Genomic DNA, 23,307 nt, shown 5'->3' with positions numbered 1-23,307 from the left:
CGAACCATCAGCCCAGGGCCAGCTGATAGACGTTGAACGCCCGTTTGATGACCGGCTGGGCGACGTTGCGCACCCGCACCCCGCCCGCCGTCATCCCGTGCTCCGACCCCATGTGCGCGTGCCCGTGCACCGCGAGGTCGGCGCCCGCCGTGTCGATGGCCTCGGCCAGCAGATAGCTGCCGAGGAACGGGTAGATCTCCAGCGGCTCGCCGGCCAGCGTGTCGGCGACGGGGGAGAAGTGGGTCAGCGCGATCCGCGCCGCGCACTCCTGGCCGTCCAGGTCCTTCAGCGCGGCGCACAGGGCGTCCGCGCTGCGCCGGGTGGTGCGGACGAACTCCTTCATCACCGGCTCGCCGAACTCCCCGGCGCTGCGCCCGACGAACCCGCCGCCGAACCCTTTCGTCCCGGCCACCCCGACCCGGGTACCCGCGCAGTCGACCACCGCGCCCTCGCCCTCCAGGACCGTCACCCCGGCCGCCCGGAGGATCTCGGTCACCTTCTCGGGCTGCTCGTCGTGGTGGTCGTGGTTGCCGAGCACGGCCACCACCGGCACCGGCAGGTCCCTGACCTCGCGGGCCACCACGTCCATCTCCTCCGGCGTGCCGTGCCGGGTCAGGTCGCCGGCGAGCAGCAGCAGGTCGGCGCAGTCGGGCAGGGTCTCGAAGGCGGGCCGCAGCAGCCCCTGGCTGTCCAGGCCCATGTGGATGTCTCCGACGGCGGCGACACGGATCATCACAGCTCCTCGGCACGGTCGGGGCCGGCGGTCTCGGCCACCACGATGTCGCTGTGCACGGTCAGCCCGGCCAGCTCCTCGTCGACCACCCGCAGCAGGGTCTCGCGGCACTGGGCGGAGGGCACCGTACCGGTGACCACCACCGCCCCGGCCCGGACCTCGGCCCGGACACCCAGCTCGCCCAGTTCCTCGGCGGCCAGTCGGTCGTGCAGGTGGGCGACGCGGTACTCGACGTTCTCGGCGCTCATCGGCGCTCCTCCTGCGCGGGGGTGGCGGGGATGATCTCCAGCCGCTCCAGGACGTAGAAGAAGGCGGCGGGCATCGGGTCGGCCCCGCAGTCGCGGCGCAGCCGCGCCCAGTCGATCTTCTCCCGCAGGGTGCGGGCGATCGGCAGTACGGCACCGAAGTCGCAGTGGTGTTCGGAGAAGGCCGCCAGCAGACCGCGCAGCAGGTCCGTCGGGGACAGCACCGGCATGAGCACCGAGTCGACCGACAGTTCCTCGGCCCGGTCCAGCAGCCCGGCGCTGACGGGTTCGTGCCCGAGCGCGTGGATCAGGTCGACCTGCTGGCCGAGACAGTCGGCCTTCAGCAGCCAGTCCTCGGGCGGCGGGTACACGGACACGCCGGCCGCCCGCAGCGCCTCGGCGACCGCGTCGGCGTCCTCGGGCCGGATGCAGAAGTCGACGTCGTGCTGGAGGTTCTGGACACCGCCGTGCGCGTAGACGGCGACACTGCCGGCGAGGGCGAACGGCAGCCCGGTCTTCTTCAGCAGCGCCCCGACCTGCTTGGCGGCCTGGAGGATCGCCTGGTTGCGATCGAGCGGGAGGTCCGTCTCCGCCGGTGGCGGGGCGCACGGGACGGGCACCGTCTCGCCCGCCACGCGCAGTTCGGACACGCCGGCGCGCTGGTCGAGAGCGTGCTCGTCGGCGGGCTGCGTCATCGCTGTCCCCTTTCCGGACCGGGCCGTCCTGCGGCCGCCGAGGGGAGAGGTCCCCCCGGGCCGCGAGCTGCCGTCCGGGTACCCGGCGGACCACCGTCGACACGGGGCGGTACGGGCACCCGGCCCCGGGGCACCCGGACGGCATGAACGGCGACGAGTACCGCACCGTCGAGCGGCTGGTGGCGGCGTGGTTGGCGGAGACCGAACGGCACGACCCCGCCGCGGCCCGCGAGGCCCGGGCCGGCTGGGAGCGGGGCGCGCTGTCCGGCCGGTCCGCGCGGGATCTGGCCACCTGGGTCACCGCCCGCGTCACCGACACCGGCTTCCACGAGGACGAAGGCCCGTACCTCGCCGGCCCGGAACGCATCACCCCGGCGGACAAGGACACGGTGCACGGCTGGCTGCGGGCCCGCGGCCACCCGGTCTGAGCGGGTCTCGGGCCGCCCCGGCCTGAGCCGGTGTCCGGCCGCCCGGTCCGAGCCGGTGTCCGGCCGCCCGGTCCGAGCCGGTGTCCGGCCGCCCTCAGCGGGCCGGCGGGCGCCACTCGAACATCAGCAGCGTCGCGTCGTCCCGCAGCCGGTCCGCCTGCGCGTCCAGGATCGAGTGGATCAGGCGGCGCAGCGTCTCCGGCGCCAGCTCCCCGCCCGCCGTCGCCCGGATGACATAGTCCGCGAACCGTTCCAGGCCCATCAGCCTGGCCTCCCGGGTCCGGGCCTCGGTGATCCCGTCGGTGTACATCAGCACCCGGTCACCGGGCTCCAGCGGCATCTCGTGGATCTGCCGCGGCTTGACGGCCAGCTGGGACGGCAGCCCCATCGGCGGGTCGGGCTCCCGCTCCAGGGCGTCCATCAGCAGCCGGTCGTCGCGGATCAGCAGCGGCGCCGGATGCCCGCAGTTGCTCCACCGCAGCACGCCGGTGGCCAGGTCCAGCTGGGCGATGACGGCGGTGCAGTACTTCTCCGGCAGCCACCGGGCGAGCGCCTCGTCGGCGGACCGCACCAGCTCGGGCAGGCCGGCGCCGGCGCGCCGGGCGTTGCGGCAGGCGGCCAGCGACACGGCGCTGGTCAGACCGGAGGCCAGATCGTGCCCCATGGCGTCGAGGACCGCGACGTGCAGGGTGGTCTCGGTCAGCGAGTGGTCGAAGGCGTCGCCGCCGATCTCGTAGGCCGGTTCCAGCACGGCGGTCGACACCACCGTGCCGTCGCCGATGGTGCGCGGCGGCAGGAAGGCGCGCAGCATCTCGGAGGGGAGCTGCATCCGTTCGGTGCGGGTACGCCGGACGAAGGAGTCCTCGAAGGCCCGCTTCGAGGTGATCATCATGGCCAGCAGCGAGGCGAGCGCCCGGGCCCGGGTGAGCGCCCCGGCGGTGAGCGCGGGGTGGTTGACGGCGAGCACCCCGAGCCGCTCGGCGCCGTCCAGCAGCGGCAGCCACGCGGTGATCCCGCCCGCCTCCGCCTCCTCCACCCGCAGCGACTGGGTCCGGTACGCCCAGCCCGCCAGCGAGCCGTCGACCGGCAGCGAGCTGGCCACGTCGGTGTGTGGGACGAGGTGCCGCTGCTGGAGGTCGACGAGGTAGACCAGGGCATGCTGGAGCCCCAGGGCCTTGGCGCAGCGGGCCACCGCGGTGGACAGGTCCATCGTCAGATGCCCCGGGTCGGCGAGGAACTCGTGCAGCCGCACGTCGTCCGGCTCTGACGTCGACACCTCGTCCTCCCTGGCCGTACGGAGCAGTGGGGCACGCCGTGCCGGATGGGGCACGTTGCGCGCCAGTCTGACACCGGGGGCCGGGCTCCGCCCGTTGGATACGGCTGGACGCATCGGCCGTGCGGGGTCGGGCACGTGGGTGCCGGTGGGGCGTTGGGGCGTCGGGGCTGAGGGGGGCGCGGGCATGGGGCTGCCGGTCGGATGCGGCCGGACGCTTCGGCCGTGCGGGGTCGGGCACGTGGGTGCCGGTGGGGCTCGGGGCATCGGGGCCGAGGGGATGTTGCGGGTATGGGGTTGCCGGTCGGGTACGGCCGGACGCATCGGTCGCGGCGGACCGGGCACGCGGGTGTCGGGAGGGCAGCCGAGCCGAGGAGGAGTGCCGCGATGACCGAGTACGAGCGTTCCCGCACCATGCCCGCCGACGCCGGACGGGTCTTCGACCGGGCCGCGGACGCCGGACGGCTGGACCGCTGGCTGCCCCGCGAACTGCACGTCCACGTCGAGGACCCGCCCGCCGTCACCGTGCACGAGGACCGCGCCGACCGGGACACCCCCGCGCTGCTGCGGGCCCGGCCCGAACAGCTGCGGCTCGAATGGGGCACCCGCGACGAGGGCGCCTACGCGGGCTGGCTCCAGGTCGCCGGCGTCGAGGGCGGCACCAGCGAGGTGACGGTCCACCTGTCCTTCTTCGACGACCGCCACGACCCGGGGCGGGACGCGGTGGCCACCGCCCTCGACAGCAGCCTGCGGCGGCTGGAGGAACAGGTACGGGGCCACACCGGCTGACCGCCGGACCCGGAGGCGGGCCGCCCCGTCACCGGGACGGCCCGCCGGCGCCGGTCAGCAGTCCGGCACTCCGGCGATCTTCTCGCCGCCGCGCAGGTACAGGTTGCTGACCCAGGCGATGTCGCTGCCGGCGTACTCCTGGACCGCCGTCCACCAGCTGTTGCCGCCGACCGCCGGGTCCTCGACGTACTGGCCCGGTGTCTGGCAGACCGCGTCCAGCCAGTACCGGGAGCGGACGGCGAGCACGGCGGACGAGGTGTCCGGCCGGGCGCGCAGGTTGACGTCGGTGGCCCAGATGTAGACGTCGGTGAGGGCCGGGTCGCCGTCGGCGGGCGCGGCCTGGGCGGTCGTGGCGAGTGCTCCGACCGCCAGTGCGGCGGTGGCCAGCGCGGTGGCGGAGCGGCGCATCAGTCGCTTCATGGTGTTTCCCCCGGGTAGGTGTGTGGTCCGTGCGGTGTCAGCAGGTGGCCGAGGCGGGCAGGTCGCCGTACGCGTCGCCCTTGAGGTAGACGGCGCTCACGTAGCCTTCCAGGAGCTGCACCCAGACGTCGTTGGTGTAGCCGTTGTCGGTGATGGTCTCGCCGTGCGTCCAGCAGTAGGCGCCGCGCGGCTGCCCGGCCGCGACGGACCCGACCTTCGCGTAGGACCGGGCCGGACCGGAGCGGACGTTGACGGTCTCGTAGGGCTCGACCGCGTACGGCGCGGCCGGCACCCGGGCGTCCTCCCGCCCGGCGTCGGCGGAGGTGACGGCAGCCGTGGCGGCGGTGGTGGTGGCGGTGAGCGGCGCGAGCAGGATCAGTGTCCCGGCCGTGAGGAGCGCGGCCCTGGCGAAGGGACGAGTCGGCATGTGTTTCCCCCAGTGCTCATGTGCGGTCGGTCACTCAGCACTGTAGGGAGCCCGGGACGCCAGGTGTCCCTGAGAAAAGTCAGGGCATCCAGCGGCCGTGCACGTACTCGGCTGCCCCAGCCCTGACGGACCGCACCCTCCCGGCCCCTCCCCTCATCAGGACCGTTCGCCCTCGTGCCCCGGGGCGTCGATCACGTCCCGCTGACCCGTGCTCTCCTTCTCGTCCAGCCGGACCAGGGCCGGATGGTGCAGGTCGAAGGCGGGTGACTCGGAGCGGATGCGGGGCAGCGCGTGGAAGTTGTGCCGGGGCGGCGGGCAGGACGTCGCCCACTCCAGTGAACGCCCGTACCCCCAGGGGTCGTCCACCCCGACCGGCGCGCCGCGCGTCGTCGTGCGCCACACGTTGTACAGGAACGGCAGCGTGGACAGGCCCAGCAGGAACGCGCCGATGGAGGAGACGGTGTTCAGCGCGGTGAAGCCGTCGGCGGCCAGATAGTCGGCGTACCGGCGCGGCATGCCCTCGGCGCCCAGCCAGTGCTGCACCAGGAACGTGGTGTGGAAGCCCACGAACAGCGTCCAGAAGTGGATCTTCTCGATGCGCGGGTCGAGCATCTTCCCGGTCATCTTCGGCCACCAGAAGCTGAACCCGCCGAACATCGCGAAGACGATCGTGCCGAACAGCACGTAGTGGAAGTGGGCCACCACGAAGTAGCTGTCGGTGACATGGAAGTCCAGCGGGGGAGAGGCGAGCAGCACGCCGGTCAGCCCGCCGAAGAGGAACGTCACGAGGAAGCCGGCCGCCCACAGCATCGGCGGCTCGAACGACAGCGAACCCCGCCACATCGTGCCGATCCAGTTGAAGAACTTCACCCCGGTCGGCACCGCGATCAGGAAGCTCATGAAGGAGAAGAACGGCAGCAGCACCGCACCGGTCGCGAACATGTGGTGCGCCCACACCACCACCGACAGCCCGGTGATCGTGATGGTCGCGCCGACCAGCCCCGCGTAACCGAAGATCGGCTTCCGGGCGAACACCGGGATGATGTCGCTGACCACCCCGAAGAACGGCAGCGCCAGGATGTAGACCTCCGGGTGGCCGAAGAACCAGAACAGGTGCTGCCACAGCAGCGCGCCCCCGTTCGCCGGCTCGAAGACCCGGGCCCCGAACCGCCGGTCCGCCTCCAGCACCAGCAGCGCCGCCGCCAGCACCGGGAAGGCCAGCAGCACCAGCACCGAGGTCAGCAGCACGTTCCAGGTGAAGATCGGCATCCGGAACATCGTCATGCCCGGCGCCCGCATGCAGATGATCGTGGTGATGAAGTTGACCGCGCCGAGGATCGTGCCGAACCCGGACAGCCCCAGCCCCATGATCCACAGATCACCGCCCACGTACGGGGTGTGCTCCGCCCCGCTCAGCGGCGTGTACGCCGTCCACCCGAAGTCGGCGGCGCCCTGCGGGGTCAGGAAACCGGCCAGCACGATCAGCCCGCCGAAGGCGAACAGCCAGTACGAGAACATGTTCAGCCGCGGGAAGGCGACATCGGGCGAACCGATCTGGAGCGGCATCACCGCGTTGGCGAACCCGGCGAAGGTCGGCGTCGCGAACAGCAGCAGCATGATCGCGCCGTGCATGGTGAACGTCTGGTTGTACTGCTCGGTGGAGAGCACCTGCATCCCGGGCCGGGCCAGCTCCGCCCGCAGCACCATCGCCAGCGCGCCCGCGATCAGGAAGAAGCAGAACGAGGTGATCAGGTAGAGATGGCCGATCCTCTTGTGGTCGGTGGTGGTCAGCCAGGAAATGACCACCCGGCCGCCGCCGCGGGGGACTGCCGCCCGCACCGGAGCGAGCGGTTCCGTCTGTGTCGCCATCAGCTTCCTCGGGTCGGACCCATCGGTACCCCTGCGGTATTCCGACAACGCGTCAGACGTCCACGCGGGTGGGGCCGGATGGCTGATCGTTTTCTCCCCACCGGGTGGATGCCGGCCCGGCCCCGACCGGGCCGTTCACCCGAATGGCCCCCGCACGGTAGGGATACGGCCGGACTCGGTGTCTCCTGGAGAGTGACAGCGGCGTCCAACCTGGGAGGCCGATATGTACGAGATGTGCGTAGGCCCGGAAAAGCCGGGCGGAGCCCTGGTGTGGCATGTGATGGCCAAGAAGGCCGCGGCGACGTTGTGCGGGCAGCAACTGCGCGCACGCATCGCGGCGGCCGACGGCGAGCGGGCACGGCACTGCCCGGACTGCATGGCCTCGTTCGAGAAACTCATGGTCACCACGCCGTGCTGACCGACCGTCGGCGACGGCGCCCGGCGCGCGGGGCCATGTGCCCGGTGATCCCCGCGTGTCCAGGATGCCCACACCGTTCGTGAGCCGGCCCCGCCGCACACCCCCGCGGCGGGGCCGGCGCACGTCCGCCCCGTTGTCCGATTGTCGGCCGGCCACATGGTCACAGGGCTGCGCTGCTCCGGTGATCGTTGGCCGGGCGGACCGCCGCGGCCACTTCGCCGGACCCGGCGGCCGATTGACTGACCGGGCGGTCGGGCGGTCGGGCGGCGCGGTGCCGCTCGCTCCGCCGGGTCCCCGCCCGGCCTGCCGCCCCGTCCCCCGTCTTGGCGCCACCGTGAGGAGAGTTGTACGTGTCGCACATCACCGACCCGTCCCCGGCAAGTGTGTTCCCGCGCCTGGACTGGGTCGACGAGGCGCTGCTGCCCGCCCTGCGCGAGGCGGTGCGGACGCTGCCCGCCGCGGAGCGCCTGGTGGCCGCCTACCACCGCGGCTGGTGCGAGGCCGACGGCGCGCCGCGTGCGGCGCCGACCGGCGGGGGCAAGGCGGTGCGCCCGGCGTTGACCCTGCTGTCCGCGGTGGCGATGGGGGCCGCCCCCGCGGCCGCGCTGCCCGGCGCGGTGGCCGTCGAGCTGGTGCACGACTTCACGCTGCTGCACGACGACGTCATCGACGGCGACGCGCTGCGCCGCCACCGCCCCGCCGCCTGGTCGCTGTTCGGCACCCCGGCCGCCGTGCTCACCGGTGACGCGCTGCTGGCCACGGCCCTGCGCGTGCTGGCCGACGTACCGCCGGGCCAGGCCGCCACGGCGATCCGGGAACTGGTCGGCACCCTGCTGGAACTGGTCGAGGGCCAGAGCCGCGACGTCGCCTTCGAGAAGGCGCCCGACGTGACGGTCGCCGACTACCTGGCCATGGCGGCCGGCAAGACGGGCGCGCTGATGGGCTGCGCCTGCGCCCTCGGCGGGATGCTGGCCGGCGCGGACACCACCCGGGTCGGCGGGCTGCGCGAGTTCGGCCGCCGGCTCGGCGTCGCCTTCCAGTGCGCCGACGACGTCCTGGGCATCTGGGGCCGCAGCGCGCGCAGCGGCAAACCGGTCGGCGCCGACCTGGCCGCCGGCAAGAAGTCCCTGCCGGTGGTGGCCGCGCTGGCCGCCGCCGGCCCGGCGGCGGCCCGGCTGCGCGACCTGTACCGGGCCCCGCGGCCACTGCGGGCGGACGACATCGAGCTGGCCCGCCACCTGATCGAGGAGGCCGGTGGCCGGCAGGCGGCCGAGGACGAGGCCCGGCACCAGCGGTCGGCCGCGCTGCGCGCCCTCTCCCTCGCCCGGCCGACCGCGGACGCCTACCGGCAACTGCACGACATCGCCCGGGCGACGACCCACCGCGAGTCCTGACGCGACTGCCCGACAGGCGGTCCGACAGGCGGTCCGACAGCCCGTCCGACCGGCAGGCGGGGCGACGGCCTGACCGATGCCCCGTCCGATGCCCCGTCCGATGACCCGACCGATGACCCGACCGATGACCCGACCGATGACCCGACCGATGACCCGACCGATGGCCGGAGCGGTGGCGGCCGCGGCCCCGGGGCGAACCGATGCCGATGCCCCGGCGGCGCCCTGACGCACAGAAACACGGTGGATCCGTGGATCCGTGCCGCCCACCGAGCGGAGCCCAGCAGTTCCGGCCGGCAGCCGGTCCTCCTCGGCCGCCGGGGCGAGCCGCGCGGCGCGGTTTCCGACCTGGAGCACCCGGACGGCGGAGTGTCCCGTCCCGGAGGCCGGGAAGCCGCAGGTCGTACCCGGGCGCGCGTCCTCCCGCGCCCGGTACGGCAGGGCGGGCCGCGGCCGGCATCCCCGAGTCGGCCGCGGCTCCCCTCGCGCGGCCGCCGCGGCGTACTGGGGGCCGGCCCCTAGCCGGCCCCTACGGAATTGGGTGTCACCCCCGATGGCCGCCGCCGACCCGGCCATGTGACGGTGGGGGCACGCCGCGCCCCGGGCCGCCGGGGCGGGGGAGGCGGTCGCGGAGCCCGGACACAGCCGGGCGGCAGCGGCCGGGACCGCGGGCCGCACGCCCCGGTCGGGCCGGGCGCGCCGACGCGCTCCGGACCGGACCGGCCGGCCGTCGCAAGCCGCCGTCGAGTCCTCCCCGTACGGCCGTTCGCGCCCGCGTTCCCCTGCGCCGCCCAGCGGTGCCGGCCCAGCGGAAGACAGCCGAAGGAGGACCCGCATCCACCCCCGTCACGTGCAGCGATCCCTACTCCCCGCGCGGCCCGAGGCGGTGTGCCACGGGGCACGCTGACACGCTGCTCGCGATGGGCGGCGCCTTCCTGGCCGCCGCGCTCCTGGCCCGGCTCGGCGGCCGGATCGGACTTCCGACGATCCCGCTGTTCATGCTCGCCGGCATCCTGCTCGGCCCGCACACGCCGGGTTTCGTCCTGGTGGAGGACGCGCACGACTTCGAGATGCTCTCGGCGCTCGGACTGGTGCGGCGGCCGGCGGCTGCTGTCCGCGGGCGGCAGCTACCTGGTGCTGAACGTCGGGGCCGGCCTGGGCTTCGGGTTCGCCCTGGGCTGGGGAGTGCGGGAGGCGCTGGTCCTCGCCGGGGTGCTGGGCATCTCCTCGTCCGCGATCGTCACCAAGATCCTCATCGACACCGGACGCATCAGCCGTCCGGAGACCCGGCTGATCCTCGGGGTCATCGTGGTCGAGGACATCTTCCTCGCGCTGTACCTCGCCGCCCTCCAGCCGGTGATCAGCGGGGCCGAGGGATTCGGCGAGACGGCGCTCCAGGCGGGCAGGGCCTTCGGGTTCCTGCTGGTACTGGCCGCCGCGGCCCGCTGGGGCACCCGGCTGGCCGGACGGCTGATCGCCACCCCCGACAACGAGTTGCTGGTCATCAGCTTCCTCGGAGCGGCGGTGCTGGTCGCCGGGGTCTCGGAGGTGCTCGGGGTCGCCGACGCGATCGGCGCGTTCATGGCCGGCCTGATCCTGGCCGGCACACCCTCCGGGCCTCGCGTCAAGGAACTGGTGCACCCGCTGCGCGACGCCTTCGCCGCCATCTTCTTCTTCGCCTTCGGCCTCGCCATCGACCCCGGCGACCTGGCCTCCGTCGCCGGACCGGTCGCCGCGGCGGCGGCCCTCACCCTCGTCATGAACGTCGTCGCGGGGCTGTGCGTGGCCCGGGTGTACCGCTACGGCTCCGCACCGGCCGCGGAGATCGCCACGACGCTGGTCGCCCGTGGCGAGTTCGCGCTGATCCTGGCCGCGATGGCGGCCGGCGCGGGGCTCGACGCGCGGCTCGCCCCCTTCATCGCCGGGTACGTCCTGGTGCTCGCCGTGCTCGGCCCGATCGTCGCGGGGCGGGCCCAGGTACTCGCCGCGGGCCTGCGGGCCGCCGGCGGACTTCGCGCCGGGCGCGCCGGGCCGGGCGGCGGAGGCGGTGCCGCCGGTACGGACGGCGCCGGGCCCCAGGCACCGGCCGCCCCGCGGCCGGTGGAGGCCGAGCGGTAGGCACCGCCGGCCGGATCAGCGGCGTGATTCGGCCGGGCCGCCGTACGGTCCGCGTGCCGGTGGGACAATCTGCCCGCGGGGCGGCCGACGTCGTGGTCGACGCCGCCCGGGACCGGAAGGAGCCGTCAGCATGGTCGAGTGGGTGCCCCTGGGACGCGGGGCGCGTCCCGTCCCCCAGCCCGTGGCGGCTCCGCTGGTGTGGACCGGGGCGTTCGCCGGTGCGCTGGTCCTGGTGGCTCTGCTGAACAGCGTCGTCGGCCCCGGCCGCCCGGGGCTCGCACTGTCGGTCCTGTCGCTGCTCGCCGCCGTACTGGGGCTGTGCGCCCGGTTCACCGCCGCGCCCGGCACCGCCGTACTGTGCTGGCTGTCCCTGAACGGCTTCGCCATCCCGCCCGCCGGCACCCTCACCTGGGCCGGCACCCGGGACGCGGCCTGGCTCATCTGCCTGTTCACCGCCGCCCTCGTCGGTACGGCGCTGGCCCGGGTACGACACGCCCGCGCCGCCTACCGCCGGCTGACCACGGCGGGCGGGTACGAGGCGCGGGGGACGGCGGGCTGGGGCGCGGGGGACGACTGAGGGCGTCGCTCTGGCGCCGGGGCCGGGGCCGGTGCGGCGGGGACGGGCACGAGCCGCACGGTGAGCGCGTCGGGCGTGCGCCGGCCCGCTGCCGCGTGGCGCCCGCGGAAAGGGGCCCGCTGCCGCGTGGCGCCCGCGCAAAGGGGCCCGCCCGCCGGTAGCCAACAGCATCCGCCGGTGACGGGCCCCGGTGCCGCCGCCGCGGTCAGGCCGTGTGCAGGGTCAGCCCGTAGCGGTTGAGGATCTCGTTGACCGGCTGGAACCAGGTCTCGCCGCCGCTGGTGCAGTTGCCCCAGCCGCCGGAGGTGACCCCCTGGGCCTGGTCGCCGCTGATGAAGGAGCCGCCCGAGTCGCCGCCCTCGGCGCAGACGCTGGTCTTCGTCATCTGGTGGACGGCGCCCTGGCTGTAGTTGACCGTCTCGTTCTTGGCCAGCACGGTGCCGCAGTGCCAGTGCGTGGTGGACCCGGAGCGGCAGATCGACGCGCCGATCGGGGCCTCCGCCGAGCCCCGCACCAACTGGTCGGAGACGGTGCCCCAGCCGAGCACCACCGGCACCGTCCACCACCCGCTGCCCACGCTGACCCAGGCGTAGTCGTTGTCCGGGAACGACGAGCCCTGGAACGTACCGATGTACGAGCCGTCCCAGCCGCTCACCCCGGCCCCCGCGCCACCGCAGTGACCGGCCGTCACGAAGCCGCCGTACACCGAGAAACCGATGGAACAGCGCACGTTGCCCGTGTAGTACGGATCGCCGCCGACCGTGCCCGCGGCGAACGTGCCCGGCGCCTTTGGCACCGTGCGCACGGTGACCGGGCCGGCCGCGCGGGCCCGGTCCAGGAAGCGCTGGACATCGTTGTCGGCCCGCTCGTCCTCGACCACCTCGACGACCACCGAGTTGGCGGCCGGGTCGACGTGCCAGCCGCCGACGCCGGACGGGGCGGAGAGAGCGTCGATCCGGGTCTTGGCGGCGTCGAGCGCGCGGGCGCTGTGCTCGACGGTGCGCACCCGGGCGCCGGTGGCCCGCACGGCCCGTACCGTCGTGGCGGACGCGTCGTCGGTGACGGCCACGGTCAGCCGTCCGGTCCCGGCGTCGAACCACGACCCGCCGAAGGCGCCGCCGGCGGCCCGGCGGGCGGCCGGCTCCAGGCCGGTGGCCCGTTCCTCGGCCGCGAGCCGTTCCTCGGCCTGGGCGCGGGTGAGGCCGAAGTCGTCCTGCATGGCCTTCAGGAGACCGGCGGAGGCCGGTGCCTCCTCGTTCGCCGCGGCCGGCAGGGAGCCGGCCGCGGTCCAGCTGCCGAGCATGAGCAGGACGGCCAGCCCGGCGTGCTTGAGTCTGCTGCGTCTCACGGGAGTTGCCCTTCGTCGTTCCAGCAAGGTGGGGGTGGAACAACCGCTGTTTGAGAGCGCTCTCAGATGGGGTTGGGCAGAGTTTAGCCAGGCGTGAGCGTCAGGTCCATGCCAATGCCGGGCGCAGTTCCCCGCGCCGCTGCGGGGCGACTGCCGGGCCGCGGCGCTCAGGAGCCGTACAGATCCCGTTCCACCAGGATCAGCGCGCGCTCGCGCACGCAGTCGCCGTGCACGACCACCTCGCAGGGGCCGAGGCCGTCGATGGCGGACCGCACGGCCGTCAGCGCCTCGTCGAACCGCCGCAGCCGGCGCAGCGCCGACGCCTTGCGGAGCAGCGCCTCGGCCCCCAGGCCGTGCGCGAACGCCGGGGCGCTCAGCAACTCCAGCATCCGGCCCGGCTGTTCGGGCAGGTCCTCACCGAGCCAGAGGCCGTGCAGCAGGGCGTGCACGACCTTCTCGTCGTGGGCCGCGCGGGCCAGCACGGCCGCCAGCAGCGGGAGCCCGGCCACCCGGGACCGTCCGAGCAGGGCGAAGGCCCGCATGGCGGCGCTGTACGGGTCGAGGCCGGCTCCGTCGTCGTCCGGTGCGCCGGCCAGGGTCCCCGCGAAGAAGTCCTCGATGTCCGCGCACCGGAAGTCGTAGCGCAGGGTCGTCAGGAAGCAGTGCCACAGGGCCCGGCCGAACGGTGTGCCGGGGTCGGTGCCCGCCACATGGCGGGCGGTGAGGAAGATCAGCGCGCTGCGTTCCTCGGCGCGGGCCCGCCAGGCCAGGTCGCCGGTCAGCCACGCCGACTCCGCCCAGCCGGCCTCGGCCAACGAGAGCCAGCCGGCCGCCTCCCGGGTCCAGTCGCGTCCCGAGGCGATCTCCTCGGTCACCCGGGTCCGCACCATCACCCAGCCCCGGTCGCGCCCGGCCGGGCCGCCCGCGGTCAGCGCGTGCGCCACGGCGTCGGCCGCCCGGGGCAGCCGCCACAGGCCGCGCGCGGTGTGCTCGGCGGCCGGCGTCCACCGCGCGGGCAGACCGGCGACCGCCTCGACGGCCTGCCGCAGACCGGGGTCCCGTGCCGGGTCCGGCGGGTCCACGGCGGTCGCGGCGGTCACCGGGGGTGACGGGTGTGGCGGGTGCGGCGGGTTCGGCGAGTGCATCGGGGGCGACCTCCTGGTGACGGCGGGTCCATGTGCCGTCCATGTGTCCCGTGTGCGCGCGGCCGGGTAACGCGGCGGCCGGCCGGGTCCCGCACACGGGTGGTCATCCGACGCAGAAGCGATGCGAGTTGTCCGCCGTGCGCGCCGATTCCGACGATGACGGCACCGCGGGCGCCCGCACCCGGCGACGGGCGCCCGCGGTGCCGGACGAGCACGGAGTCACCGTCACGAGGAGCGGGCATGAGCGGCACCGACACCGCCGAACCGGCCGGCGGCGCGGAGTTCGCCGCCGCCTACCGCGCCTGGGCGCCGCTGGTCCGGGGGCTGGCCCGGCGCACGCTGGGCGACGCCCGGGACGCCGAGGACGTCACCCAGCAGGTGTTCGCCGCCGCCTGGCGCGGCCGGCACGGCTACCGTCCGGAGCGCGGCTCGCTCCAGAACTGGCTGGTGGGCATCGCCCGCCGCAAGATCGCCGACGAACTGGCCGCCCGCTACCGCCGGACCGCGCTGCTGGCGGCGGCCGGCGAGGCCCTCGCGGTCGGGCCCGGCGACCCGGCGGCCCGGCCCGAGACGGTGCTCGACCGGCTGGTCATCCGGCAGGAACTGGCCAAGCTGCCGCCCGCCCAGCGGACCGTCCTGCGGCTGGCCTACTACGACGACCTGTCGCAGACCCAGATCGCCGCCCGCACCGGCTGGCCGCTGGGCACCGTGAAGAGCCACGCCCGGCGCGGCCTGCACCGGCTGCGGGACGGCCTGGACAGCGGGCCCGGGACCTGAGCCGCCGGGCAGCGTCTTCGGCGCAGCCGGGTTGTCCGGGCGCGGACGGGGCACTCAGTGCGACGCGCAGGTGTCACCGGTACCGGACATGGGAGAAGCGCGTGGCAGTTCGTCATCGACTCGTGCAGGCGAGCCCGCCGGCGGTGTGGGCGGTACTCGCCGACCCCGACAGTTACGTGAAATGGGTGGTGGGCCCCTCCGAGGTCACCCCCGAACAGGGCCAGTGGCCGGAGGTCGGCGCCACCATCCACTACGAGGTGTGCCTCGGCCCCGCCCGGCTGACCAACGAGACGGTGGTCCGCCGCTGCGAGGCGGGCACCGCCCTGGAACTGGAGGCCAAGGCGGGCCGGCTCGGCACCGCCCGGATCGCCGTCGAGCTGCGGCCCTGGGGCGAGGACTGCCTGGTCATCGTCGACGAGCACCCGCTGCGCGGGCCGGGCGGCGTCCTGCACAACGCCGGCGTGGAACTGCTGATCCAGCTGCGCCACCGTGCCATGCTCGCCCGGCTCGCGGAGCTGTGCGAGACACGGGAGGGAGCGGCGCGGGACGGAGCGGCCGGCGGGCGGCGCCGCCCGGTATCGGCTGCCCGGCCCGGAGCGGGCCGTGCCTGACGCCGTAGTGATCGGCGCCGGACCCAACGGGCTGGTCGCGGCGAACCTGCTGGCCGACGCCGGCTGGAGCGTGACGGTCCTGGAGGAGCAGCCCGAACCGGGCGGCGCGGCCCGCCACGACCGCGGGGTCGCCCCCGGCTTCGTGAGTGACCTGTGCAGCTCCTTCTACCCGCTGGCCGCCGCGTCGCCGGTACTGACCGGGCTGCGGCTGGAGGAGCACGGGCTGCGGTGGAGCCACGCGCCGCACGTGCTGGCCCACCCGCTCGGCGACGGCGGCTGCGCGGTCCTCGACCGCGACGTCGCCACCACCGCGGCCTCCCTCGACGCCTTCGCGCCCGGCGACGGCGCCGCCTGGCACCGGCTGCACACGGTCTGGGAACGGCACCGGCCCGACATCCTCGACGCCCTGTTCACCCCCTTCCCACCGGTCCGGGCCACCGCCCGGCTCGCGGTGCGGCTGCGCGCCGGGGGCGCCCTGCGGCTGGCCCGCACCCTGCTGTTGCCGGTGCGCCGGCTGGGCGAGGAGGAGTTCCGCGGCGAGGGCGGCCGGCTGCTGCTGGCCGGCAACGCCCTGCACGCCGACCTGTCCCCGGAGGCGGCCGGCAGCGGCGGCTTCGGCTGGCTGATGTCCATGCTCGGACAGACCTACGGCTTTCCGGTCCCGGTCGGCGGGGCCGGCGCCCTGACCGGGGCGCTGGCCCGCCGGCTGGAGGCCCGCGGCGGCACCCTGCACTGCGGCCGGCGGGTCGACCGGGTGCTGGTCCGCGACCGCCGCGCGGTCGGGGTGGTGACCGCAGACGGCGAGACGGTCGCCGCCCGGCGCGCCGTGCTCGCCGACGTGTCGGTGCCCGACCTGTACGGTTCCCTCCTCGACCCGGCGGACCTGCCCGCCCAGCTCCTGGACGACCTGCGGCGCTTCCAGTGGGACTTCGCCACCTTCAAGGTCGACTGGGCGCTGGACGGCCCGGTGCCGTGGCGGTCCGAGGCGGCGGCGCGGGCCGGCACCGTGCACCTGGCCGACGGGCTGGACGAGCTGACCCGGTTCATGGCCCAGATCTCCCAGCGGCAGGTCCCCGACCGGCCGTTCTCGCTGTTCGGCCAGATGACCACCGCCGACCCGTCCCGCTCACCGCGCGGCACCGAGTCGGCCTGGGCCTACACCCACGTCCCGCACGACATCCGGGGCGACGCCGGCGACGAGGGCCTCACCGGCGGCTGGGACGCCAAGGAACAGGAGGTCATGGCCGACCGGGTGGAACGCCAGGTGGAACGGTTCGCGCCCGGCTTCCGCACGCTGATCCGCGCCCGGCGGATCCTGGCCCCGCCGACGCTCCAGGCGCTGGACCGCAACCTGTACGGCGGGGCGATCAACGGCGGTACCACCGCCATCCACCAGCAGCTGTTCTTCCGCCCGGTGCCCGGCACCGGGCGGCCGGAGACGCCGGTGGCCGGGCTCTACCTGGCCTCCGCCGGCGCGCACCCCGGCGGCGGCGTGCACGGGGCGCCCGGCGCGAACGCGGCGCGGGCGGCGCTGCGGCGGTACCGGGGGGCGGGGCTGGGGCGCTTGCAGCGGGCGCTGACCGGGCGGGACCGGGTGGGGGATCGGCGGCCGCGGGCCCGGTAGGGCGGTTCGGTGCGCGGGCGGGTGCGGGTGTGTCCTGGCTGGTCGCGCAGTTCCCCGCGCCCCTTCAGGCACGTCCGGCACATGCCCCTCAAGGGGCGCGAGCAACCACCGCGCACCCGCAGCCGTCAACGCACCCCCTGCGCACCTCCGCGACGCGCCAGCGCCCGCAGCACCGCGTTCCGCCCCCCGTCCGGCACGGTCCACAGCAACTCCCCCCGCACCCCCCACCGCTCCAGCACCGCACCCGCCGCCAGGAAACCGGAGGTCGCCGCCCGCTCCATGAGGGCCACCGGCAGCCCCGTGCGGACCAGGTCGCCGGCGACGACGAGGGCCGGGTCCGGGGTGCGGACGGTGAGCCGGTCGGGGTATCCGCCGACGGGGAACAGCGGGCAGTCCGCCCGCCACTCGTGCCGCTCGGTGACGATCCGCGCCTGTCGGGTCTCCGGGTAGACCCGGTGCAACTGGCCGATCAGCCGCTTCTCCTCGACGTCCCGGACGGCGTCCGCCGGCCGCGCGTAGGCGTGCAGTTCGACCACCGCGCCGCCGGTCCGGGCCGCCCACCGCGCCGCCTCGCCCTCCCACGCGGACAGCACGCTGACGTTGTCCAGCGTGCCGTAGCCGCTGGTGCCGAGGAACCCGGGGCGGCCGGGCGCCACCGGCCGGTCCAGCCACAGCCGGGACACCAGGAATGGCGGCGCCGTCCGCAGCCGCGCCACCCGCTCCCGCCAGGCCGGGTCGCCGAGCCCCGGTGAGCGGCCCACGAGCGTGCGCAGCCCGGCGGCGTCCAGCGCCAGCACCACGGCGTCGTACCGCCGGGCACCACCGGCGCCGGCCGTCACCTCGTGGCCGCCGTCCGGATGCGGACGTACCGCCGCCACCGGAGTGGCCGTACGTACCTCGGCGCCGTGCGCGGCGAGGTGCCGGGCCAGCGGGTCCCACAGGGCCCGCGGGAACGGCTCGCGCACCACGTCGAACAGCAGCCCCTCGCTGGAGCCGAGGAAGTAGATGTGGAACATCAGCGCCATCTCGGCCGCCGACAGCTGCCGGGGGTCGGCGAAGAAGCTCCGCGAGAACACCTCGAAGGCCAGGTGCCGGGCGGCGGCGGGGAAGCGCAGGGTGTCCAGGAAGTCGTGCGCGCTGACCCGGTCCAGTTGGCGGTGGACGCGGTCGGTACGGAGGTCGAGCAGCGGCAGGGCGGCGGCGGGGCGCAGCGCCAGCAGGTCCCGGAGGCCGAAGCTGGGGCTGAGGGCGACGAAGCCGAGGGCGCTGAACGGGGGAGTGCGCGGCACCCGGCGGAAGCCGTCCCGCAGCCCGGCGGCGTGCACCAGGGGGTAGTCGGGCAGCCCGGTCAGCATGTCCAGTGCCGGGTCGGCACGGCGCAGCAGGGCGCGCAGGTTGTAGTACTGGCGGAAGAAGGCGTGGAAGCCCCGGCTCATCGTCGCGGGCGTGCCGTCGGCCAGGGTGAGAGGCCAGCCGGCGACCCGGCCGCCGAGCACCGGCTCGCGTTCGTACAGGACCACCCGGACACCCCGCTCGGCGAGGAGGGTGGCCGCCGCCAGCCCCGCGATGCCGCCGCCGACCACCGCCACGGACGGCGGCTCGCCGGTCACCCGCTCCCGGCCGGGCCGGGGCGGATGCGCCCGGGCCCGCCGGTCCCGGCCGGGCACCTGCCGCGCGCGCCGGTTCATCGGACGTCCGCCGGGTCGGCGGGCGGGCGGCGGGCGAGGAAGGTGTGGGTGATGCCGGTCCCCCAGCCGGGCAGCGGCAGTACCCGGACCCGGTCGAAGCCCGCCCGTTCCAGCCGGGCGCCGAAGGCCGGCGCGGTGTCGAAGTACAGGACGCTGCGCCACAGATGGCGGTACAGCCCCCGGTTCCCGGTGGCCGTGCCGAGCGGCAGCACCACCCCCCGGCACACCGCCGACCACACCAGCCGGTCGGTACGCCGGCCGCCCAGGGCGTAGTCGTGCACCGCCAGCACACCGCCCGGCGCCAGCAGCCCGCGCACCGCGCGCAGCACCGGGTCCGGGTCGGACAGATTGCGGAACAGGTACGCCGCGAACACCGCGTCGAACGGACCGCGCACCCCGGCGCCGTCCAGGTCCTCCACCGGCGCGTGCACGAACCGCACCCGGGACGGCCAGGTCTTGGTCCGGGCCCGGCGCAGCATCCCCGCCGAGGCGTCGACGCCGGTGATCCGCGCGGCGGGCAGCGCGCCGGCCAGCGCCGCCGTCGAGGCGCCGGTTCCGCAGCCCAGGTCCAGCACCCGCCACACCGGTGCGCCGGCGGCGCCCAGGGCGAGGCGACGGGCGGAGCGGCGCAGCTGGGCGTGGTAGCCGGGGCTGAGCCCGGTCAGCCGGTCGTAGCTGTCGGCGCCCTGGTCGAAGGCGGCGGCCAGCGCGGTGTCGCGCAAGAGCGGCATGGGTGAACTCCACGGTCACGGGGGCGGGGCGGGTCAGGGGGCGGGGCGGCGGCGCAGCCAGGGCAGTTCCGCGGCGCTGCGCAGCATCGGCCGGACCGGGGTGCGGGCGCCGACCGCGAGGTCCTCGTACAGCCGGGTCCGGCCGTCCAGGAAGCGCAGCAGCCGCTGAGCCGGTACCCGGTCGAACAGCCGGAGGAACAGGTCGGGGCCGTCCACCCGGCCGGTGTCCAGGGCGCGCAGCAGCACCGCGTCCATCAGCCGGGCCCGGACCGGGTGCGGGGGCGGCGGGACGGGGCGGCGGCCCGCCCGGACGGCACCGGCGACGGCGGCCGACTGCCGCTGCACGGCGGCGAACGTGTACCCGGTGGACGGCCGGGTCGCGCCGCCCGCCCCGCCGATCCGGAACACCGGCCCGGCGGGGTGCCGGGGAAAGACCGCGTCGGTCATCGGGATCACCCCCTGTTCGGTGGCCAGGACCTGTACGGCGCCGGTGCCGAGGACCCGGCGGGTGTAGTCGTCCAGCGCCCGGTCGTAGGCGTCCGGGGTGAGCGGGGCGGGGCCGAACTCGGTGTACTCGACCAGCGCGGTGCGCCGACCGGTGGGCAGCACGTAGCCGAAGGACAGGCCGTGGCCGGGCTGCGGGGTGCGGAAGTCCATCAGGTCGACCACCGCCGGGTCGAACACCGGCCGTTCGGTACGGACGTACCAGCCGCGGAAGTGCTGGAGCAGCCGGGTCCGGGCGGCCGGCGGGCGGTGCGGCGGACGGGAGTCGAAGACCCAGCGGGCGCGCAGTTCCACCGGCTGCCCGGCGGCGTCCGTGCCCCGTACCCGCGCGGTGCCGTCCGGCCGGGCGGCAACCGAGGTGACGGTCGCCTCGATCCGCCGGGTCCCCGGCCGCCGGGCCAGGTCGCGGTCGACCAGGGCCTCGAAGTCGGCGGAGCGGATCATCTTGTAGCGCAGCGGCGCGATGTGCCGCCGGACCACCGCGCCCCGGGGCCCGCGCACCCGCAGCCACTCCCAGGACGCCGTCACCGCCGGGTCGAAGCGGCCCGGTCCCGCCTCCCAGAAGCACCAGGTGCGGGCGGGCACCCGCAGCGGGCCGGGCGGCGCGCCGACCAGCGCGACGGAGGGAGCGGTACGGCGGTCGCCCGCCGCCGGCAGCCGGTGCGCCAGCGACAGGCCCGCCGCCCCGGCGCCGACGATGACGATGTCCGTGTCCAGCACGACCGCCTCTCTCCGCCCGCCGCCCGCGCGTCCCGGGGCGGCTTCGGCGGGAGTATTCCGTTCCGCCGGCCCGCCCGGATGCAGCCGCGCTGGAGGTGCGGTGCCCGGCACCCGCCGAGCGGGTGAGCGGCGTACATGATCGGCCCAAGAGCGGGTGGCGCGGCCCGCGCCGGGGGAACACATCAGCCCACCCCGCCGGGGTGTCACCGAGGCGGGTGACCGCATCCGCGGCGCCCACGGCACGGAATGCACCTGGTACGGACAGTTCCTGACGACGAGGAGGACACGGGATGCGCCCCAGCCGGGCCGACCACACCCCGCGCGGCACCCGCCCGCCCCCACGGAGTGCCGTGCCCGCGGCCGGCGAGGCCCCTGTCGCACTGGCGCCGGGCGCGCGGGCGGGCATCCGATGACCCGTACGGTCGCCGGGCGCACCGACCACGTGGTGGTGGTCGGGGCCGGGCTCGCCGGGCTGTCGGCCGCGCTGCATCTGCTGGGTGCCGGGCGGCGGGTGACCGTCGTGGAGCGGGCGGTGGTGCCCGGCGGCCGGGCCGGGCGGCTGGAGCGCGGCGGCTACCGGTTCGACACCGGGCCCACCGTGCTGACCATGCCCGACCTCGCCGACGAGGCGTTCGCGGCGGTCGGCGAGCGGCTGCGCGACCGCGTCGACCTGCTCCCCCTGCACCCCGCCTACCGGGCCCGCTTCGCCGACGGTTCCACCCTCGACGTACACACCGAGCCGGCCGCGATGGAGGCCGAGGTGGAACGGTTCGCCGGGGCCCGGGAGGCGGCCGGCTACCGGCGGCTGCGGACCTGGCTGACCCGGCTGCACGCGGTGCAGATGCGCCGCTTCATCGACGCCAACTTCGACTCCCCGCTCGGCCTGCTCACCCCCGACCTCGCCCGGCTGGCGGCGCTCGGCGGCTTCGGCCGCCTGGACGCCCGGATCGGACGCTTCCTGACCGACGAACGGCTGCGTCGGGTCTTCTCCTTCCAGTCCCTGTACGCCGGGGTGGCGCCGGCCCGGGCGCTGGCCGCGTACGCCGTCATCGCCTACATGGACACCGTCGCGGGCGTCTGGTTCCCGCGCGGCGGCATGCACGCGCTGCCCCGCGCGATGGCCGCCGCGGCCGCCGACGCCGGGGCCGACCTGCGGCTGGGGCAGGACGTCACCCGGCTGGAGCGGTCCGGCGACCGGATCACCGCCGTCGTCACCGACCAGGGGCGCATCGGCTGCGACGCCGTCGTCCTCACCCCCGACCTGCCCGTCGCGCACCGGCTGCTCGGCCGCCGCCCGCGCCGCCCGCTGCGGCTGCGGCACGCGCCCTCGGCCGTGGTGCTGCACGCCGGCACCACCCGCACCTGGCCCGAACTGGCCCACCACACGCTCTCCTTCGGGGCCGCCTGGCGGCGCACCTTCGACGAACTCACCCGCACCGGCACCCTGATGACCGACCCGTCGCTGCTCATCACCCGGCCCACCGCCGGTGACCCCTCGCTCGCCCCCGAGGGCCGGCACACCCACTACGTCCTCGCGCCCTGCCCCAACACCGACATCGGACCGTCGGCCGCGCACTGGGCCGACCTCGCGCCCAACTACCGCGCGCGGCTGCTCGCCACCCTGGAACGCCGGGGCCTGACCGGTCTGGCCGCCGCCATCGAGGAGGAGTGCCTGGTGACCCCCGCCGACTGGACCGCGCTCGGACACGCCGCCGGCACGCCGTTCTCGGTGGCCCACACCTTCGCCCAGACCGGCCCGTTCCGCCCCCGCAACCTGGTCCGCTCCGCCGCCAACGCGGTCCTCGCCGGCTGCGGCACCACCCCCGGGGTCGGGGTGCCGACCGTCCTGCTGTCCGGGAAACTGGCCGCCGCCCGCATCACCGGGGGCCGCCGATGACCGCCCGCGAACTCGACGCCGCCGGCATCACCGACCCGCACCTGCGCGCCGCCTACGCGCACTGCCGCCGCCTCAACGCCCGGCACGGACGCACCTACTTCCTCGCCACCCGGCTGCTGCCCGCCGACCGCAGACCCGCCGTGCACGCCCTGTACGGCTTCGCCCGCCGGGCCGACGACATCGTCGACGACCTGGCCGCCGCCCCCGCCGAGCGGCGCGCCGCCGCCCTCGACCGGCTCGACACCCGGCTGCGCACGGCCCTCACCGGCGGCCCGGCCGGTGCGGACCCGGTGGTACGCGCCGTCGCGCACACCGCCGCCCGCTACGCCATCGACCCGGCGCACTTCACCGACTTCATGGCGTCCATGCGCGCCGACCTGACCGTCACCGACTACGCCACCTACCAGGACCTGCGCGCCTACACGCACGGCTCGGCCGCCGTCATCGGCCTCCAGATGCTGCCCGTGCTGGGCACCGTCACCGCCCGCGCCACCGCCGCCCCGCACGCCGCCGCGCTCGGGGTCGCCTTCCAGCTGACCAACTTCCTGCGCGATGTCGGCGAGGACCTGGACCGCGGCCGGATCTACCTCCCCGCGGACCTGCTCGGCGCGCACGGCGTCGACCGGGCGCTGCTCCAGTGGAGCCGGCGCACCGGCCGCCCCGACCGCCGGATCACCGCCGCGCTGCGCGCCGCCGAGGACCTGACCCGGTCCGTCTACCGCGAGGCCCTGCCCGGCCTCGCCATGCTGGACCCGGTGGCCCGGCCGTGCGTCCGCACCGCCTGCGTGCTCTACCGGGGCATCCTCGACACCATCGCGGCCGGCGGGCACGCCGTGCTGCACCGGCGGGCCGTGGTGCCGCGCCGCCGCCGGGCGCTGG

The 23,307-nt window shown here is 75.7% G+C and carries 22 protein-coding genes and 1 pseudogene; 11 read left to right on the top strand and 12 right to left on the bottom strand.

What is annotated here, in order from left to right; all coding sequences use genetic code 11:
• Positions 1-7: 7 nt before the first annotated feature.
• Genes ACTT8P_RS19690 through ACTT8P_RS19680 form a run of 3 tightly spaced genes read right to left on the bottom strand, consistent with a single transcriptional unit; the run spans position 8 to position 1,673 of the window.
• A complete protein-coding gene (locus tag ACTT8P_RS19690; protein ID WP_442832977.1) occupies positions 8-733 on the bottom strand; it encodes a metallophosphoesterase family protein in 726 nt (241 codons plus the stop codon).
• The gene (locus ACTT8P_RS19685; protein WP_442832976.1) at positions 733-981 is read right to left on the bottom strand and encodes a BON domain-containing protein; all 249 of its coding nucleotides are present in this window, start codon (positions 979-981) and stop codon (positions 733-735) included. The genes ACTT8P_RS19690 and ACTT8P_RS19685 overlap by 1 nt, the downstream gene beginning before the upstream one ends.
• Positions 978-1,673: a nucleotidyltransferase family protein gene (locus tag ACTT8P_RS19680; RefSeq protein WP_442832975.1), complete on the bottom strand. Its 696-nt coding sequence runs from the start codon at positions 1,671-1,673 to the stop codon at positions 978-980. Before ACTT8P_RS19680 ends, ACTT8P_RS19685 begins: the two co-directional genes overlap by 4 nt.
• 143 nt (positions 1,674-1,816) lie before the next feature.
• On the opposite strand from ACTT8P_RS19680, the gene ACTT8P_RS19675 reads away from it, so the two are divergent.
• Positions 1,817-2,101 (top strand): hypothetical protein, encoded by a 285-nt coding sequence (locus ACTT8P_RS19675; protein ID WP_442832974.1) that lies wholly within the window; start codon positions 1,817-1,819, stop codon positions 2,099-2,101.
• A 94-nt stretch (positions 2,102-2,195) separates the two neighbouring features.
• On the opposite strand, the gene ACTT8P_RS19670 is transcribed toward ACTT8P_RS19675, so the two are convergent.
• Positions 2,196-3,311, bottom strand: coding sequence for a PP2C family protein-serine/threonine phosphatase (locus ACTT8P_RS19670; RefSeq protein ID WP_442833003.1), 1,116 nt, complete (start codon positions 3,309-3,311; stop codon positions 2,196-2,198).
• Positions 3,312-3,761: 450 nt separating this feature from the next.
• On the opposite strand from ACTT8P_RS19670, the gene ACTT8P_RS19665 reads away from it, so the two are divergent.
• The gene (locus ACTT8P_RS19665) at positions 3,762-4,163 is read left to right on the top strand and encodes an SRPBCC family protein (protein ID WP_442832973.1); all 402 of its coding nucleotides are present in this window, start codon (positions 3,762-3,764) and stop codon (positions 4,161-4,163) included.
• Between the two features lie 54 nt (positions 4,164-4,217).
• Here ACTT8P_RS19665 and ACTT8P_RS19660 read toward each other — a convergent pair whose 3' ends face one another.
• The 3 genes from ACTT8P_RS19660 to ctaD all read right to left on the bottom strand — a co-directional run bounded on the left by ACTT8P_RS19660 (position 4,218) and on the right by ctaD (position 6,879).
• Complete coding sequence (locus tag ACTT8P_RS19660; RefSeq protein WP_442832972.1) at positions 4,218-4,583, bottom strand: peptidase M23; 366 nt, start codon at positions 4,581-4,583, stop codon at positions 4,218-4,220.
• A gap of 37 nt (positions 4,584-4,620) precedes the next feature.
• Positions 4,621-5,010: an SH3 domain-containing protein gene (locus ACTT8P_RS19655; protein WP_442832971.1), complete on the bottom strand. Its 390-nt coding sequence runs from the start codon at positions 5,008-5,010 to the stop codon at positions 4,621-4,623.
• A gap of 156 nt (positions 5,011-5,166) precedes the next feature.
• On the bottom strand, positions 5,167-6,879 hold the full coding sequence (ctaD, locus tag ACTT8P_RS19650; protein WP_442832970.1) for an aa3-type cytochrome oxidase subunit I: 1,713 nt from the start codon (positions 6,877-6,879) through the stop codon (positions 5,167-5,169).
• Between the two features lie 223 nt (positions 6,880-7,102).
• On the opposite strand from ctaD, the gene ACTT8P_RS19645 reads away from it, so the two are divergent.
• The 4 genes and pseudogenes from ACTT8P_RS19645 to ACTT8P_RS19630 all read left to right on the top strand — a co-directional run bounded on the left by ACTT8P_RS19645 (position 7,103) and on the right by ACTT8P_RS19630 (position 11,383).
• Entirely contained in the window at positions 7,103-7,297 is a 195-nt protein-coding gene (locus ACTT8P_RS19645; protein ID WP_442832969.1) for a hypothetical protein, read from the top strand.
• 350 nt (positions 7,298-7,647) lie between these two features.
• Positions 7,648-8,691 (top strand): polyprenyl synthetase family protein, encoded by a 1,044-nt coding sequence (locus ACTT8P_RS19640; RefSeq protein WP_442832968.1) that lies wholly within the window; start codon positions 7,648-7,650, stop codon positions 8,689-8,691.
• Positions 8,692-9,608: 917 nt separating this feature from the next.
• Positions 9,609-10,806, top strand: a pseudogene (locus ACTT8P_RS19635) (cation:proton antiporter).
• Between the two features lie 130 nt (positions 10,807-10,936).
• A complete protein-coding gene (locus tag ACTT8P_RS19630) occupies positions 10,937-11,383 on the top strand; it encodes a hypothetical protein (protein WP_442832967.1) in 447 nt (148 codons plus the stop codon).
• A 205-nt stretch (positions 11,384-11,588) separates the two neighbouring features.
• Here the strand turns inward: ACTT8P_RS19630 and ACTT8P_RS19625 are convergent, their stop codons facing one another.
• The gene (locus ACTT8P_RS19625) at positions 11,589-12,731 is read right to left on the bottom strand and encodes a S1 family peptidase (protein ID WP_442832966.1); all 1,143 of its coding nucleotides are present in this window, start codon (positions 12,729-12,731) and stop codon (positions 11,589-11,591) included.
• Between the two features lie 167 nt (positions 12,732-12,898).
• Positions 12,899-13,876, bottom strand: a complete 978-nt coding sequence (locus tag ACTT8P_RS19620) for a hypothetical protein (RefSeq protein WP_442832965.1) — start codon at positions 13,874-13,876, stop codon at positions 12,899-12,901.
• A gap of 240 nt (positions 13,877-14,116) precedes the next feature.
• Between ACTT8P_RS19620 and ACTT8P_RS19615 the strand changes: the two genes are divergently transcribed.
• The 3 genes from ACTT8P_RS19615 to ACTT8P_RS19605 all read left to right on the top strand — a co-directional run bounded on the left by ACTT8P_RS19615 (position 14,117) and on the right by ACTT8P_RS19605 (position 16,888).
• Positions 14,117-14,653, top strand: a complete 537-nt coding sequence (locus ACTT8P_RS19615; RefSeq protein ID WP_442832964.1) for an RNA polymerase sigma factor — start codon at positions 14,117-14,119, stop codon at positions 14,651-14,653.
• Between the two features lie 101 nt (positions 14,654-14,754).
• Positions 14,755-15,264 (top strand): SRPBCC family protein, encoded by a 510-nt coding sequence (locus ACTT8P_RS19610; RefSeq protein ID WP_442832963.1) that lies wholly within the window; start codon positions 14,755-14,757, stop codon positions 15,262-15,264.
• Positions 15,257-16,888, top strand: coding sequence for a phytoene desaturase family protein (locus ACTT8P_RS19605; protein WP_442832962.1), 1,632 nt, complete (start codon positions 15,257-15,259; stop codon positions 16,886-16,888). Before ACTT8P_RS19610 ends, ACTT8P_RS19605 begins: the two co-directional genes overlap by 8 nt.
• A gap of 125 nt (positions 16,889-17,013) precedes the next feature.
• Here ACTT8P_RS19605 and ACTT8P_RS19600 read toward each other — a convergent pair whose 3' ends face one another.
• The 3 genes from ACTT8P_RS19600 to ACTT8P_RS19590 are packed head-to-tail and all read right to left on the bottom strand — an operon-like array spanning position 17,014 to position 20,531.
• On the bottom strand, positions 17,014-18,576 hold the full coding sequence (locus ACTT8P_RS19600; protein ID WP_442832961.1) for an FAD-dependent oxidoreductase: 1,563 nt from the start codon (positions 18,574-18,576) through the stop codon (positions 17,014-17,016).
• The gene (locus tag ACTT8P_RS19595; protein WP_442832960.1) at positions 18,573-19,307 is read right to left on the bottom strand and encodes a class I SAM-dependent DNA methyltransferase; all 735 of its coding nucleotides are present in this window, start codon (positions 19,305-19,307) and stop codon (positions 18,573-18,575) included. Before ACTT8P_RS19595 ends, ACTT8P_RS19600 begins: the two co-directional genes overlap by 4 nt.
• A gap of 33 nt (positions 19,308-19,340) precedes the next feature.
• Positions 19,341-20,531 (bottom strand): lycopene cyclase family protein, encoded by a 1,191-nt coding sequence (locus ACTT8P_RS19590; protein ID WP_442832959.1) that lies wholly within the window; start codon positions 20,529-20,531, stop codon positions 19,341-19,343.
• 409 nt (positions 20,532-20,940) lie between these two features.
• Between ACTT8P_RS19590 and crtI the strand changes: the two genes are divergently transcribed.
• Positions 20,941-22,428, top strand: coding sequence for a phytoene desaturase family protein (crtI, locus tag ACTT8P_RS19585; RefSeq protein WP_442832958.1), 1,488 nt, complete (start codon positions 20,941-20,943; stop codon positions 22,426-22,428).
• The coding region (locus ACTT8P_RS19580; protein ID WP_442832957.1) for a phytoene/squalene synthase family protein at positions 22,425-23,307 on the top strand (883 nt) is incomplete at its 3' end. The genes crtI and ACTT8P_RS19580, both read left to right, overlap by 4 nt.

Source organism: Streptomyces sp. JW3, assembly GCF_052216785.1.
Taxonomy (GTDB): Bacteria; Actinomycetota; Actinomycetes; order Streptomycetales; family Streptomycetaceae; genus Streptomyces.
This window is presented reverse-complemented; position numbering and strand designations above follow the sequence as displayed.